13 protein-coding genes are annotated in these 14,457 nt (G+C 60.8%); 3 read left to right on the plus strand and 10 right to left on the minus strand.

Going from position 1 to position 14,457, the window contains the following annotated elements:
- Positions 1-460: 460 nt before the first annotated feature.
- The 10 genes from AC1RQ5_RS21155 to AC1RQ5_RS21200 all read right to left on the minus strand — a co-directional run bounded on the left by AC1RQ5_RS21155 (position 461) and on the right by AC1RQ5_RS21200 (position 9,109).
- The gene (locus AC1RQ5_RS21155; protein WP_493201551.1) at positions 461-1,657 is read right to left on the minus strand and encodes an ABC transporter substrate-binding protein; all 1,197 of its coding nucleotides are present in this window, start codon (positions 1,655-1,657) and stop codon (positions 461-463) included.
- A 37-nt stretch (positions 1,658-1,694) separates the two neighbouring features.
- Complete coding sequence (locus tag AC1RQ5_RS21160) at positions 1,695-2,474, minus strand: SDR family oxidoreductase (protein WP_493201553.1); 780 nt, start codon at positions 2,472-2,474, stop codon at positions 1,695-1,697.
- A gap of 70 nt (positions 2,475-2,544) precedes the next feature.
- The gene (locus AC1RQ5_RS21165; RefSeq protein WP_493201555.1) at positions 2,545-3,405 is read right to left on the minus strand and encodes a VOC family protein; all 861 of its coding nucleotides are present in this window, start codon (positions 3,403-3,405) and stop codon (positions 2,545-2,547) included.
- A gap of 26 nt (positions 3,406-3,431) precedes the next feature.
- Positions 3,432-4,295 carry a VOC family protein gene (locus AC1RQ5_RS21170; protein ID WP_493201557.1) on the minus strand — a complete coding sequence of 288 codons (864 nt, stop codon included), beginning with the start codon at positions 4,293-4,295 and terminating at the stop codon, positions 3,432-3,434.
- 25 nt (positions 4,296-4,320) lie between these two features.
- Entirely contained in the window at positions 4,321-4,998 is a 678-nt protein-coding gene (locus AC1RQ5_RS21175) for a TetR/AcrR family transcriptional regulator (protein WP_493201559.1), read from the minus strand.
- Position 4,999: 1 nt separating this feature from the next.
- The gene (locus tag AC1RQ5_RS21180; protein WP_398474567.1) at positions 5,000-5,314 is read right to left on the minus strand and encodes a non-heme iron oxygenase ferredoxin subunit; all 315 of its coding nucleotides are present in this window, start codon (positions 5,312-5,314) and stop codon (positions 5,000-5,002) included.
- 9 nt (positions 5,315-5,323) lie between these two features.
- A complete protein-coding gene (locus AC1RQ5_RS21185) occupies positions 5,324-6,085 on the minus strand; it encodes an SDR family NAD(P)-dependent oxidoreductase (RefSeq protein WP_398474569.1) in 762 nt (253 codons plus the stop codon).
- A gap of 10 nt (positions 6,086-6,095) precedes the next feature.
- Positions 6,096-6,584, minus strand: a complete 489-nt coding sequence (locus tag AC1RQ5_RS21190; RefSeq protein WP_398474571.1) for an aromatic-ring-hydroxylating dioxygenase subunit beta — start codon at positions 6,582-6,584, stop codon at positions 6,096-6,098.
- 17 nt (positions 6,585-6,601) lie between these two features.
- On the minus strand, positions 6,602-7,873 hold the full coding sequence (locus AC1RQ5_RS21195) for an aromatic ring-hydroxylating oxygenase subunit alpha (protein WP_493201562.1): 1,272 nt from the start codon (positions 7,871-7,873) through the stop codon (positions 6,602-6,604).
- 18 nt (positions 7,874-7,891) lie between these two features.
- Positions 7,892-9,109 (minus strand): NAD(P)/FAD-dependent oxidoreductase, encoded by a 1,218-nt coding sequence (locus AC1RQ5_RS21200; protein ID WP_493201564.1) that lies wholly within the window; start codon positions 9,107-9,109, stop codon positions 7,892-7,894.
- A 230-nt stretch (positions 9,110-9,339) separates the two neighbouring features.
- Between AC1RQ5_RS21200 and AC1RQ5_RS21205 the strand changes: the two genes are divergently transcribed.
- Genes AC1RQ5_RS21205 through AC1RQ5_RS21215 form a run of 3 tightly spaced genes read left to right on the plus strand, consistent with a single transcriptional unit; the run spans position 9,340 to position 14,359 of the window.
- Positions 9,340-10,326 (plus strand): amidohydrolase family protein, encoded by a 987-nt coding sequence (locus tag AC1RQ5_RS21205; RefSeq protein WP_493201565.1) that lies wholly within the window; start codon positions 9,340-9,342, stop codon positions 10,324-10,326.
- A 50-nt stretch (positions 10,327-10,376) separates the two neighbouring features.
- Positions 10,377-10,856, plus strand: coding sequence for a hypothetical protein (locus tag AC1RQ5_RS21210; RefSeq protein WP_493201566.1), 480 nt, complete (start codon positions 10,377-10,379; stop codon positions 10,854-10,856).
- 35 nt (positions 10,857-10,891) lie between these two features.
- On the plus strand, positions 10,892-14,359 hold the full coding sequence (locus AC1RQ5_RS21215) for an indolepyruvate ferredoxin oxidoreductase family protein (RefSeq protein WP_493201568.1): 3,468 nt from the start codon (positions 10,892-10,894) through the stop codon (positions 14,357-14,359).
- The last annotated feature ends 98 nt before the right edge of the window (positions 14,360-14,457 follow it).

Genomic DNA, 14,457 nt, shown 5'->3' on the forward strand with positions numbered 1-14,457 from the left:
AGGTGCCTGCGATCGTCACCCTCAAACTGCTGAAGCGTTGCTTGAGCAACTCCTCATCCGACAAATCTTCCCAAGGATGCTTCCGAAGCGGCATAAAAATCCGTGACGATAGAGAACTTTGCTTTGGATGGTGTCATAGGATTCGGATCGCAACAACCAACTCGCCTTCGCGTGCAACTCTCAACACTAATACCATCCAGATTCAGCGACGCCCCCATTGCGCCAAGGGCGGTCATCCCGAATTCGCTTCTTACGGCTCAAACCAGCTGAAACAAGCTTCGCATGCAACATATTCTAGCTTCATGGCTACACCGTCAACGCTTGCGCGCAGCAAGCAGCGCTGATCCGCTACGGCGGCGGCCTCAGTTATTTTGCGAGCTGGCTTCTTGCCTGTGAATTTGCTGCAGCATCACAATGCTGCGCTTAGTCGGCAGCATCGATTAGAGCATGATTATTGTCGTTACTGGATCGGACAGCCTCCCTCACCCTGCGGACGAAAGGCGCGCGCTGCCGGAACACGTGCGATTTGTTTGTAGTAATCATAAGGTCCAACAGATTCTTCGGGACTTTTGACCTGAAAGACATACATGTCGTGCGTAGCACGCCCATCCGTCCGAATGGTCACTGTTCCAAACAGCGTGTTTTCGATGGGAGCACGCCGCATCTCAGCGTAGACGCGAGAGACTTCTGTCGATCTGATCCGTTCTACAGCCTCGAGATAGGCAAGCAACTGTGAATAAACACCAGCGTGATTCATGGTCGGCATTCTACCTTTGTTCTTCGCGGCGAAGCGCCTGCTCCAGGAGCGCGTCGCATCGTTAGTGTCCCAATAAAACGCCTCGCTCAGCACAAAATTCTTGGCGGACGCCAGGCCGAGACCATGCACATCATTGATTGTCAGTAACATCGCAACCATCGTCTGCCTCGGCTTCGGCAAGCCGAACTCGACCGACTGCTTGATCGACGTTGTTGTATCTCCGCCAGCATTGGCCACTGCAATGACGTCCGGGTCCGCGGATGCGGCCTGCAATAAATATGACGCGAAGTCCGACGTATTTATCGGATGGCGAACAGTTCCGATCACGTCACCGCTGGCCTGCTTGATGGCGACACCTAGATCTTTTTCGAAAGCGAGGCCAAACGCATAGTCAGCGGCAACGAGAAACCATCGCTTGCCACCGCGTTTCACTATCTCGGTACCGATCGCATTCGACAGAGACCAGGAATCGTAGGTCCATTGCATGGTGTTAGGCGAACAAGCCGTTCCGGTGAGATCCGAGGTCGCCGGGCTCGACGCCAAAAATGCCGCTCTGCTTCCGCGCATCAGTTCGGAGACCGCCAACGCCACGCCGGAATTGGGAACATCGAGCACAGCATCGACTTTATCGATCTCAAGCCATTTCCGAACAATACTCGTACCGATATCGGGCCGGTTCTGGTGGTCAGCGATCTTCAGATCGACGGTCCATCCAGGATGTTTGCTTTGGAAGTCGATGATGGCGAGCTTCGCGGCCTCGACCGAGCCCGGCCCCGCTGCGTCGGCATAAAGGCTGGATTGATCGTTCATCAGGCCGATACGCACTGTCTCTGCCGCTGCTGCGGCCGGTAGCAAGCCAGCCACGACGCAGGCGACCGCGCGCCAATGTCGATTGCTCATTCGAGGCCTGCTGCGCCATACGGATTCGGGTGCCATGTCAGAACGTTCCCGGATAGGCACCGCCATCAATCAGGATATTCTGACCTGTCATATAGGCGGCCTGCGCCGAGCATAGAAAGGCGCAGGTCGAGCCGAATTCGTCGGGGTGACCGAAACGCTTTGTGGGATTTGCTGCGATGATCTCGCTGGTCACGTGATCCACGGGACGCTTCGTGCTGTTGGCCAGCGCCTGCAGGTTGGTCTTTAGCCGGTCTGTATCAAAAGTGCCCGGCAGAAGATTGTTGATGGTAACATTGTGCGAGGCCGTGCTGCGCGCCAGGCCGGCCACGAAACCTGTCAGACCGGAACGGGCACCGTTGGAGAGTCCGAGCATGCCGACAGGCGCCTTCACCGCATGCGAGGTGATGTTCACAATGCGGCCGAAACGGCGCGCGATCATGCCATCGATGGTGGCCTTCATCAGTTCGATCGGCGCCAGCATGTTGGAGTCCAGCGCTTTGATCCAGTCCTCGCGCTCCCAATTGCGGAAGTCGCCAGCGGGCGGGCCGCCAGCATTGTTGATCAGGATATCCGGATCCGGACACGCCTGCAGGATAGCCCGGCGCCCTTCGGCCGTCGTGACATCCGCAGCAACGATGCGCGGTTTCGTCCCGGTCGTAGCTGCGATATCATCCGCTGCCTGCTGCAGCACGGCCTCGCGACGGGCGACGATGACGAGATCGACGCCTTCATGGGCCAGTGCCATGGCGCAGCTTTTTCCGAGCCCCTGGCTCGCCGCACAAACGACCGCCTTGCGACCGCGCAATCCAAAATCCATGTTTCCTCGCACTCATTGCTCCGCGCGTGCATGATGCCGCGCGGTTTCCAGTGATCGTGTCAGGTCGAGGTCATTTGCTGGGCAGCGGCATTCCGGCCGGCTTGGCACCCCACATGCAGAAGCTCGACGGCTCAAAGCCGAACTGGCGCGGCTGATGCGTTGCCTCATCCTCGATCTCTTCCACGCCGACGGAATATTCGAACACCATGCCGTCGGGGCCTTTGAAATAAAGGAAGCGCGCACCCGAGGTCGGATGACGTCCGGGGCCGAAAACGATCGGGACCCGGCGCTCGCTAAGGAAATAATACGAGCGCAGCACGTCGTCGCTGCTCTGCACCTGATGATTGACGTGCTGGATGCCGGCCTTTGGCGCACGGACGAGCGCAATGGTGTGATGGACGGCGTTGACGCGCATCAGCGGGATATCGCCGATCCGGTCACTGACCCGCGCATTGCAGACCTGGGTCCAGAAATGTTCGTCCCGTGCAGGATCGGTCGAGTTCAGTCCGATATGGCTAAAGCCGGTGATCCCCGCATCACGGGTGGCGAAATAGCGGCGGCCACTGCGCTCTGGCCGCACCACCAGCTCGATGTGATTACCGGTTGGATCGCGAAAGCCGATAAAATTGCGCACCTTGCGCTGCTCGGCCTCCTCGACAGAGCCAGCATGCACAGCGTGGCCCAGCCTTTCGAGCGTCGCCGCGGCCTCCTGCAGGCTTGCCTCATCCTCGACCTCGAAGCCAACGGTCTGACTGGCGGGATCGCCTTCCGTGTAGCAGAGCGTATGAGAGCGCTCATCCGACCGCAGATAGAGCGCCTTCTTGCCGCGCTCGGCGACTTGCAGCCCGAGGCAGCTGGTGGCAAAAGTCTCGGCCGACTCCATGTCCGGCGAACCAAGCCTGACATAGCTGACATCTTTCAGATTGATCATTCGCTTTCTCCGGGTTCAACGCATCGTCACGTCGCGCGCAGTTCGCTGACGTCCTTGCTTTCGCTTCCCCAACTACAGAGCGACTCGAGAGCGAGCGGAAACTGGCGGGCCGGTCGGCGCATCGCGCCGGGCTGGGCCATTCCGCTCACATAGGAAAAGATGATTCCAGCAGGGCCTTCGACGTGAAGGAACATCTGCTCCGACACCGGCTCGCGGCCCGGTCCCTGCACGATCCGCACCTGGCTTTCCTGCATGAAATAGCTGTTCTGCATCACGTTATCGAGGGACTCGACCTCGAACGCCGCATAGAGCAGGCCATTGCGATCGGAGGGATAGAGCGCCAACCGGTGGTGATAGTCGTCGATCTGCAGATAGGCGATGTCGCCGACCCAGTCGCGGACCTGCGCGCCGACCGTTGCCCAGAACTCGCAATCCCGCGCGGGCTCTGTCGATCGCAGGCCGATATTGTGAAGCGTTGTGATGCCGGCATCGCGGCTCGGAAAATAGCGACGCCCGCTCTGGGCTGGGCGAAGCACCAGATCGATCGCATTGCCGGATCCATCCTGAGCCAGCAGCGCCATCCGTACGTATCGCGTACGGCAAGCCTCAGGTGTCGCCCGCGCGACGACGAAATCCCGCTTGCGCAGTGCCTGCTCGATCTCGTTCAGGGCCTCCTCGCTCCAGACCTCGACGCCAATGCTGGCGCCCTCGCGCGCATCGCTTGAAAAGCTGACGGTGCGGAACCGATCGTCGGATCGAAAGGCAATCTCGCCCTCCCCGTTACCGACGCTCTGCAGGCCAAACATTTCTCCGGCGAACCGAGCAGCTGCCGGCAGTTCCGGCACCGCCAGCCGCACATAGCAGATCGATGTGATGAGCATCTTCGACATCTGCGGCATCGCACCCTGCTCCGTACTATCGTGATCGCGACGATGGCTGGCGGTCGGCGAGGAACACCTTGATCATCTTGCGCCAGAGCGAGAACAGCTCATCGAACCATTTCGGATCGTTGTCCCACAGTGTCCGCAACGCCATGCCGCGCACCAGGCTGAGGGTCAGCGCCACGATGTCCGACGCGAGCGGCCCGGACACACCGCTGGCCGCCAGAGCCTCGGTCCAGGCCGTCTCCACCGGACGCCGCGCCTTGCGCGAGATTTCAAGAATCTGCTTGCGCACCGATTTGTTGGTCGAAGTCGACAGCACGATGTCGATGGCCACCATGAAATGTTCGCTGAAGAAGAATTCGCGCGCATCCTCGATTACAGCTTCGATCAGGTCGCGCGGGCGATCGACGGACGATGCACGCTTGCGACTGACCGCCTGGGCCTGGTCGAACACGAATTCGAGTGTGGCGACGACCAGCGTGTCCTTGGTCGGGAAATGGTGCAGTTGCGCGCCTCGTGAAAGACCTGCCTGCTCGGCAACTTCGGCCGTGCGAAACCGCGCATAGCCACGCTGGCGGATCAATGCCGACGCTGCTTTCAGGATGCGTGTCCGCGTCTCCTCGCTGCGTTCGGCCTGGGTGCGCCTGCGCACCACCGGCGCGCGCCTCGCCGATTTTACTGATGACGTCCGTTTGGCCTGTTCGTTCATCCTAGACCTCGATGCAAACCTGCCCGTCCACGAGCGTGACGGGATATGTCTTCAAAGCAACTTCGCAAGGCATACCGGTAGGTTCGCCCGTCGTGACGTCGAACGTGCCGAAATGGAAGGTACATTCTACCGTCGTGCCTGTGATGATGCCTTCGTCCGACAGCGACACTTCGCCGTGCGTGCATTTATCCGCGGTCGCGTAGATCGTTCCATCGACCCGGTAGAGCGCGACGAAGGATCCGTCGGGCAAGGCCGCCTTCCTGATCTCGCCATCGACCACATCATCCACGGGACAAAGCTTTATCGTTTCTGCCATTCCGCCGTCCTAGAGCATCGTGCTGCCGCCATTGACGCTGATGACCTGACCGGTCACGAACGACGCTTCGGCGGATGCAAGATAACTGACCATGGAAGCGACCTCCGCCATTTCGGCGGGACGCCCCATGGGAATGACGCTCACGAACTTAGCTGCCAGCGCCGGTTGCTGCTCGGTGATGGCGACCATCTGCGGCGTATTCACCGCGCAGGGCGCCACCGTATTGACCGTGATTCCCTCGCGCGCGAATTCACGTGCCATGCCCGTTGTCAGGCCATGGACGCCGCCTTTGGCCGCGTTATAGGCCGCATGATCCCACAGCCCATTGCGTACCGAGTCCGCGCCGAGATTGATAATGCGTCCATAGGACTGCGCCCGCATCGGCCGGATCGCATACCAGGAACACCATAAAACCGTCCACAGATTGCGATCGATGGTGGCTTTCAAAGTCTCGGGCGTATGCTCGCTGAATGCCTTGATAATCCCACCGCCGGCATTGTTAACGAGCACGTCGAGCCGCCCGAAACGGGAGGTCGCGAGATCGATCGTCGCTTTCGCCACCTCCTGGTCCGACAGATCGCCTGCCTGGCTGGCAACCTCGACATCGAACTCCCGGCCAAGCCGCGCCGCAGCGCGACCAAGCTCAGCTTCGTCGAGATCCGCAATCACGAGTGTCGCTCCGTCCACGGCGAGCCGCTCGGCAATCGCATAGCCGATACCACGGGCGGCACCGGTCACGATTGCAACATTACCTTTCAATTTCCCGGTCATTGACTTGCTCTCACAGAATGATGCTGACGCGGCCCTGAGCGCGCAGACCCTCGCTATCCAGCAGGCAGCGCTTTTCCTTGATACGGAACGAGCCCTGATGCGGGGTGAGCAGATAGCGGTTGCTGCCAAAATAGGTGTCGGTGACCGCGTCCTTGGTCCGGTACGTGATGAAGGCAGACGCGACTTCGACGTCGCTTCCGATCTGGCGCCTGATCCGGACATTGCTGACCAGATGCCGGGTCCGCGAATGCGGAAATTCCGCATGCGCCGTGCGCTTCATCAACCGCTTGACGCGCTCGCTGAGCCGGAAACGATCGTCAGCCACGTAAAACAGGTTATTGTCGGGCGATGCATCGACGGCGAGGTCCGTCGCCGGCACGTAATAGATGGCATCGTCGGTGAACAGCTCCAGCCATTCCGGCAACCGCCATTCGTCGAGCAGTTCGGCCTCAGCGAACAGGAAGTCTTCGATATCGGCGCGCACGAATGTCTGCATCATGACCACCTCCCCGTCACTCATGCCGGCACCTGAAACACGCGTTCGTTCCAGTTTGACCAGAATGCCCGCATCTGCGCCTCGTCATCGTAAGACGGGCTCTCCTTGCCCATGCCCTTTGAAATGTCGTTCCATTGCGCCTCACCCGCATTGCGGAAGCCGCGCTGACATTGTTCGAGCGCCTCGACGTCATCGGGGGTGGCAAAGCCGCCGGGACCGAGGAATTCGAGAAAGTTGAACAAGCGATATTTGCGCGCCCAGTCGGTTTCTTCCTTCGGTGCAAGCGCCCAGGCACTGATGGTCATATGGTCTGGTGCAGTCGGGTAATAGGTGCGCACCGTCACCGCCATGATGTCGTTGATGACCAGATTGGGGAAGATGAACAGGTTGCGGTTATAGGTGGCGATGCGATCGGCGCGCTCCTTGCCGAAGCGTTCGAGCAGGCGTGCATAGAGCCGGTCGAGCTCACGTTTGCCGTCCTCGCCCCATGACGGGATCCACTGGGCCACCGGACGGCCCCAGGGCGCCTTGTATTCAAGCACGGCATGACCCCTGCCGAGATCGTAAGCCGTACCGGCGAAGGCGACGGGCGCCAGACTGCCATTGGTGGCTTTGAGATAGTCGAGATAGGTCGCATGCGTCGTCAGCGCGTGATAGCCGTCGATGCTGTTCTCGGTCAGCAGCTTCCAGTTCGCGCGCATGGAATATTCCTGCGTGCCGCCGACGATCGTCATGCCCTCTTCGGCCTGATCGCAGATCACGTCGAGATATTCCAGCACCGGCCCGAGATAGTCGGTCAGGCTCTCGACCTTGGCGTCGAAGCAGATGAAATTGAGGCCGCGATAGCTTTCGAAACGCGGAACCTGCTGCATGTTGGACGTGCTGCGCGACTTGAAGTCTTCTGCATAAGATTCCTCGCCCGGCTGGCTGCGCAGCGTGCCGTCGAGACCGAACACCCAGCCATGATAGAAACACTGGAACGATTTTGCGCGACCATGCTTCTCGCGGCACACCTGCGCTCCGCGATGCGGGCAGGTATTGAGCATCGCCTTCAGCTCGCCCTGTCCGTCACGGGCGAACAGGATGTTACGACCGCCGACCGAGCGGGTGACGAAATCGCCGGGCTTCTCGAGCTCCGAGCTATGGCCCAGATAAAGCCAGCATTTGTCGAAAATGTTGCTGCGCTCAGCTTCCAGGATCGTCGGATCGGTGAACGCCTGACGCGACACCTTGAAGATCTTCTGCGCCTCATCGATCTGGAGCGCCGTATTCATCTTTGTGAATGCGTTCATCTCGTTTCCTCGCCGTTTTTAGTTTTTAAGCGCTTTTCGCAAATCAAAGGCAGGCGACTCGAAGTCGGCCGGGGCCGCAGACGTCGCCTTTCCTGCAAGCCGCCGCAGCATCGCCATGTCTTTGGCAGAATTGATCGCGACCGCGCCTGCCACCATGCCGTCGCGCAATGCGATCACCGAAAACCTGCCGCTAGCCATGTCACCGCGCACGATCACGTCATCGGCCACGGGATCACCGACCACCTGAATGTTCAGGTCATACTGATCGGACCAAAACCAGGCGGGGTCGGCATATGGCCGTTGGATGCCAATCATGTTGGCAGCCACGCAGGCCGCTTGGTTCTGCGCATTGGCCCAGGTCTCGACCCGAAGATTTCGGCCATGACACGCGCTCCATTGCAGCGCGACATCGCCCGCGCTGAAAATATTATCGATCGCTGTCTTGCCGAATGGATCGACTTCGATGCCAGCCCTGGCGTCGAGACCGACACTCTGCGCGACAGATGCGATCGGATCGACACCGATTCCGACCAGCAAGACGTCGGCCGCGACCTCTCGCCCGTTGCTGAAGCGGACACCTTGCGTTGTCCCCTCGACAACAGTCGTATCGAAGACAAAATCGACGCCATGGGCACGGTGGCGGGCTTCGACAAAATCGCTGATGACCTTCGGGAATGCGCGCCCCAGCAGCCGCGGTCCGGCTTCAACCACAACTACACTGCAATTCAGCGTCGCGGCAGCAGCCGCAGCCTCAAGACCGATGACGCCACCACCCAGCACCACGACGCGCGCGCCCGCCTCCAACGATTTCCGCAACTGCAGCGCATCCTCGATGCTGCGGAGATACTGGATTCGCGCCGACGTCCGTTCAATTCCGTCGATCCGGCGCGGTTGCGTGCCAGTGGCGATTAGCAAGCGGTCATACGAGATCTTATCGCCGCGCGACGTCGAAACTGTCTGCCGCTCGGAGTTGCAGGCGACAACGGCTGTCCCGGTGACAATATCGATATCGAGCGCTCCGCTCCACTGATCGATCGGCTTGAGATAAACAACCTCATATCCAGACTTGGTCAGCATCTGCTTTGAAAGCTGCGGTCGCTCGTAAGGGGGATGCGCCTCTTCACCGATCATCGTGATCGCGCCTTGATAGCCGTTGGCACGCAACGCTTCGGCTGCACGGCCACCTGCCTGGCCCGCGCCTGCAATCACAATGCGACCGATCTCTGCTGCCGGCACATATCCTCCCTTGCGACACTCGTCGCGGCATTTTTGCTTTTTGCTTTTCGTTTTCTTGTTTTGTTAGTTGTCGCTGCCTGCGACGATCGGCACCTGAACGTCGCAATGAGTTTTTGCAAATCTTCGATTGCATCAATCTTAGAAACAGTCCAACCTGCTTGTAAAGCGATAAAGTGCCGCTGCCATAACTCTTGCAGTGCAGCACTAAACAAGAGATCGGGGAGCAGCGCGTGACCACGAGGGTGGACGTTCATACGCACTTTGTGCCGAAGGCGATCCCGCAGGCGGAAGGCCGCAATCCTCTGTGGCCGTCGATCCTTCATAAAAGCGATAGCAGTGCGGTGATCGTTGATGGGAAGGTCTTCCGGATCATCGATGATCGCAGTTGGAGTGGCGAACGCCGCTTGAATGACATGGCGGACGACGGCATCGACATCCAGGTGGTGTCACCGATGCCGGAACTGCTGTCGCATTGGTTCCCTGCGGGCGACGCCGATATTCTCGCGATGCATATCAATCGCGAAATTGCTGCATTGTGCGCTGCACGACCGGATCAATTCGCCGGGATCGGCATGGTGCCCATGCAGGACGTCGCACGCGCAGCGCGGCGTCTTGATGACGTGAAGGCGCTCGGGCTTTGCGGCGTCGAGATCGGCACGCATATCAACGGCACGGCGCTTGGTGCGGCAGCGCTGGACGAGTTCTACGCGGCTGCTGAGGCAGCCGATCTGTGCGTGATGATCCATCCGTTGCATCCGGCCGGGATGGATCGGATGGCAGGCCGCCCTGAACTTGCAGCGGTCGCCGCCTTCCCGCTCGAGACCGCACTCGCTGCTACATCACTGCTCACGCACGGAGTAACCGAGCGCTTCCCCAAACTGCGCATCCTGCTCAGCCATGGCGGCGGTGCACTTCCGTGGTTATTGCCGCGCATGCAGCATGCGGTATCGCTCGGACCACCTTTGCAGAGCCTGTTTGCGCGCGATCCGCATGCCATGGCGCGCAGCTTCTTCTACGACACCATACTCTACGATCCGCGCGCGTTGCGCTTCCTCGCAGACCAGGTCGGCATCGACCGAATCGTGGTCGGCTCGGATTATCCCTTTACGATCAAGCAGGATCGCCCCTCCGCATTCGCGGAAGCTGCGCTGGCGTCGAGCCCTGCCGCATTCATCGCCGCCACTGAACAGTTGTTGCAGCGACAGCTTCAAAGCTGAACCACCAAGCCACCAACGCCAACAGTTGGGGTGACTGACGGGAGAGACACTTGGGCGTTTGTTATTCATACCGGCAATCCTGCTCGCTTGGACCGCTACCGCCTCGCACGCCAGGGCGCCCTGATCCGCAGGTCCCGCGCGATGCCAAGTTCGGTTCCTGCCGGCACGGCAAGATCGGTGCATTCTACTTCTATGCAGCGGGCTCTCGCGACGATCCGGCATTTGGATTCTTCGACATCGAACTATCGGTGCAACTGATCCATGCAGATACTCTCAGGGTCGAGCTTTACTGCGTCGCCGACGGATATCAGACCGCCCGGGGCATCGGTAGCGACCATCCGATCCGCATCGCTGTGCTGGCTGGCAACGAAGTGGTGACCACGGTGGAATGGCGCTTCTCGGATGTCATTTGCGGGCACGCCGATCCAATGAACTTCTCGACGGATATTTCAGTGCCCGGCGTCGCTTTCGCTGGGATCGACGGTATCGCCCTCGACAAGGTCGAGGGACGGTCAGCCCCCTGCCGATGACGTGCCTGTTTTTGTGAAGCGATTGGACAGCCTCGATGAGCCTGATGCAGGTCGATCTCGACGATAAATACCAGCTCGAAGCGAAGCGGATCTACCTGTCCGGAACGCAGGCGCTTGTCCGTCTGCCGATGCTCCAACGCGAGCGCGACCGGAATGCAGGCCTGAACACGGGCGGCTTCATTTCGGGCTATCGCGGGTCGCCGCTCGGCATGTACGACAATGCGCTGTGGCGCGCGAAGACCTTCCTCAAGCAGCACGATATCGAATTCGCGCCGGGGCTGAACGAGGATCTCGCCGCCACCGCGGTGTGGGGCACGCAGCAGGTCGGCCTGTTTCCCGGCGCCAAGGTCGATGGCGTATTCGGCATCTGGTACGGCAAGGGCCCCGGCGTCGACCGCTCGGTGGACGCGCTCAAACACGCCAATTCGGCGGGCACATCGCGCCACGGCGGCGTGCTCGCGCTGGCTGGCGACGATCATGGTTGCCAATCCTCGACGCTGGCGCATCAGAGCGAACAGGTCTTTGCCGCCGCCCTGATGCCGATCATCAATCCTGCGACCATTCAGGACTATCTCGACCTCGGCCTCTACGGCTTTGCCTTGTCGCGCTATTCGGGCTGCTGGGTCGGTTTCAAGGCGATCTCGGAGACCGTGGAAAGTTCTGCGTCGATCGTCAGCGATCCGACCCGGCTCGAGATCGTGACACCATCGGATTTCGACATGCCACCCGGTGGCCTCGGTATTCGGTGGCCCGACGCCCCGCTGGAGCAGGAGCGCCGCCTGCACGGGCCGAAAATGGCCGCCGTGGCCGCCTTTGCCCGCGCCAATGCGCTCGATCGCGTGATGATCGACGGCAAGCCCGCCCGGCTTGGTATTGCCGCTGCAGGCAAAGCCTATCTCGATCTGCGCCAGGCGATGGCGGATCTTGGTATCACCGAGCCCGTTGCCCGCGACATCGGACTGCGCGTCTACAAGATCGCCATGACCTGGCCACTCGAGGAAAGCGGCGCCCGGCGGTTTGCCGATGGGCTGCAGGATATTCTGGTGGTCGAGGAGAAACGCGGCTTCATCGAGGACCAGCTCGTCCGCATTCTCTACAACATGGACGCAGCGCGGCGGCCGAGCATTGTGGGCAAGCGCGATGAATCCGGTGGGGCGTTGCTGCCCAGCGAAGGCGAGTTGTCTCCCACGCTGGTCGCAGCCGCGCTGGTTGCACGGTTGCGGCGGCTGGGCCACCACAGCCCGGAACTCGAACAAAGGCTGGCCCGGCTCGAAGCCTTCGATCGGCCTGTCGCTGCTGCGGCGCCGACCCAGCGCACCCCGTATTTCTGCTCCGGCTGTCCGCATAATTCGTCCACCAAGGTGCCCGAAGGCAGCCGCGCGATGGCCGGCATCGGCTGCCACGGCATGGCGCTCTATGTGCCGAGCCGGCGGACAGCCACTGTGGCCCATATGGGCGCTGAAGGCGTGACCTGGATCGGCCAGGCGCCCTTCACCAGCGAGCCGCATATCTTCCAGAACATGGGCGACGGCACCTATACGCATTCCGGATTGCTGGCGCTGCGCGCCGCCGCAGCTGCCAACATCAGCATCACCTACAAGATCCTCTACAACGACGCCGTGGCCATGACCGGCGGCCAGCCGGCCGAAGGCAGCCTGACCGTGTCGCAGATCGCCCATCAGGTCGCAGCGGAAAGCGCGAAGCGCGTCGCCATCGTGTCCGATGAGCCCGATAAATATCCAGCCGGTTATTTTCCAGCCGGCGCAACGGTGCATCATCGCCGCGACCTCGATGCCGTGCAGCGTGACTTGCGCGACATCAAGGGCCTGACGGTGCTGATCTATGACCAGACCTGCGCGGCCGAGAAGCGCCGCCGCCGCAAGCGTGGGCTTTACCCCGATCCGCAGAAGCGCGTCTTCATCAACGAACTCGTCTGCGAGGGCTGTGGTGATTGCTCGGTCACATCCAACTGCGTGTCGGTGCAACCGCTGGAAACCGAATTCGGCCGCAAGCGCAAGATCGATCAGTCGAATTGCAACAAGGACTATTCCTGTGTTGAAGGTTTCTGCCCGAGCTTCGTGACTGTCCATGGCGGATCACCGAAGCGCGCGAAGAAGGCTGCAGAGGCAGCTGGCGATCTTTTTGCTGACTTGCCACTGCCTGCCCTGGCGCCCCTCGACGCGCCTTACAACATCCTAGTCACCGGGATCGGCGGCACCGGGGTGATCACCATCGGCGCCCTGCTCGGCATGGCCGCGCATCTGGCAGGCAAAGGCTGCTCGGCGCTGGACTTCACCGGTCTCGCGCAAAAGAACGGCGCGGTGATGAGCCATGTGCGCATCGCCAACACGCCGGACGAACTCACGACAGTGCGAATTGCACCGGGCGGCGCCGACCTCATTCTCGGCTGCGACGTGGTGGTCTCGACCAGTCATCCGGCTCTCAGCCGGATCGATCGCGGCGCTACCCGCGCCATTGTCAATGCGGACCTGCAGCCCACCGCGAGCTTCGTCATCAATCCCGATCTCGATTTCGAGATGGGCACCATGAAGCGCATCCTTGGCGACGCCGTGGGCGATCGCAATCTCGACGTCATCGATGCCACCGCCATGGCGAGCGCATTGATGGGCGACAGCATCGCCACCAACGCCTTTATGCTGGGCTTCGCCTTCCAGCGCGGTGCCGTTCCGCTGCCGCTCGACGCGATCATGTCGGCGATCGAGATCAACGGTGCGGCCATTGCCATGAACAAGCAGGCCTTCACCTGGGGCCGGCTCGCGGCGCATGATCCATCGCGTATCCGCAGCGTGCTTCAGTTTCGCGGCCGCGCCGCCGAGCCGAGCCGGACATTGGACGAGACGATCGCCCGGCGTGTCACGTTCCTGACCTCGTACCAGAACGCCGCCTATGCGAAGCGCTATCGCAGCCTCGTCGATGCCACTCGCCGCGCCGAGACGGCTGTTGCTCCATCCTCGACCGCATTGACCGAAGCGGTGGCGAAGAACTTCTTCAAGCTGATGGCCTACAAGGACGAGTATGAGGTCGCACGCCTCTACACCGATGGTGAATTCGCGGCCAAGCTCGGCGAGCAGTTCGAGGGCGATTACCGGATCAGCTTCAACCTCGCGCCGCCGCTGCTGTCCCGCCGCGACAAGGCGACCGGGCATCTGCGCAAATCGGAATATGGCGCATGGATGATGCCGGTATTCCGTCTGCTCGCCGCCCTGAAGGGCCTGCGCAACACCCCGTTCGATCCGTTCGGCCGCACCTCCGAGCGTCGGCAGGAACGGCAGCTGATCGAAGATTACGAGGCTCTGCTGCGGGCGCGTCTGGCAATACTACAAGCCGCGCAACTACCGGTGCTGGCCAAGCTCGCAACTATCCCTGAAACGATCCGCGGCTACGGCCATGTCAAACACGCCAATATCGTGAAGGCGGCCGAAGAGCGCCAGCGTCTCATTCTTCAACTGGACAACGAAAGATACGCCAACGCGGCCGAATAGAGCCGACGATGCGACAATGACGACTGCAAGCTTTCTGTCAACACAGACCCAGTCAATGGGCGCGCGATCAAGAACGTGACAATCGCGGGAGGATGCCA

This window comes from Tardiphaga sp. GW821-FHT12E02 (genome assembly GCF_058807155.1).

Excerpts from the sequence above, each read along its gene's own strand:
- AC1RQ5_RS21165 (WP_493201555.1), bottom strand. The coding sequence starts at position 3,405 with ATGATCAATCTGAAAGATGTCAGCTATGTCAGGCTTGGTTCGCCGGAC.
- AC1RQ5_RS21170 (WP_493201557.1), bottom strand. The coding sequence starts at position 4,295 with ATGTCGAAGATGCTCATCACATCGATCTGCTATGTGCGGCTGGCGGTG.
- AC1RQ5_RS21160 (WP_493201553.1), bottom strand. The coding sequence starts at position 2,474 with ATGGATTTTGGATTGCGCGGTCGCAAGGCGGTCGTTTGTGCGGCGAGC.
- AC1RQ5_RS21180 (WP_398474567.1), bottom strand. The coding sequence starts at position 5,314 with ATGGCAGAAACGATAAAGCTTTGTCCCGTGGATGATGTGGTCGATGGC.
- AC1RQ5_RS21185 (WP_398474569.1), bottom strand. The coding sequence starts at position 6,085 with ATGACCGGGAAATTGAAAGGTAATGTTGCAATCGTGACCGGTGCCGCC.
- AC1RQ5_RS21195 (WP_493201562.1), bottom strand. The coding sequence starts at position 7,873 with ATGAACGCATTCACAAAGATGAATACGGCGCTCCAGATCGATGAGGCG.
- AC1RQ5_RS21155 (WP_493201551.1), bottom strand. The coding sequence starts at position 1,657 with ATGAGCAATCGACATTGGCGCGCGGTCGCCTGCGTCGTGGCTGGCTTG.
- AC1RQ5_RS21215 (WP_493201568.1), top strand. The coding sequence starts at position 10,892 with ATGAGCCTGATGCAGGTCGATCTCGACGATAAATACCAGCTCGAAGCG.
- AC1RQ5_RS21175 (WP_493201559.1), bottom strand. The coding sequence starts at position 4,998 with ATGAACGAACAGGCCAAACGGACGTCATCAGTAAAATCGGCGAGGCGC.
- AC1RQ5_RS21190 (WP_398474571.1), bottom strand. The coding sequence starts at position 6,584 with ATGATGCAGACATTCGTGCGCGCCGATATCGAAGACTTCCTGTTCGCT.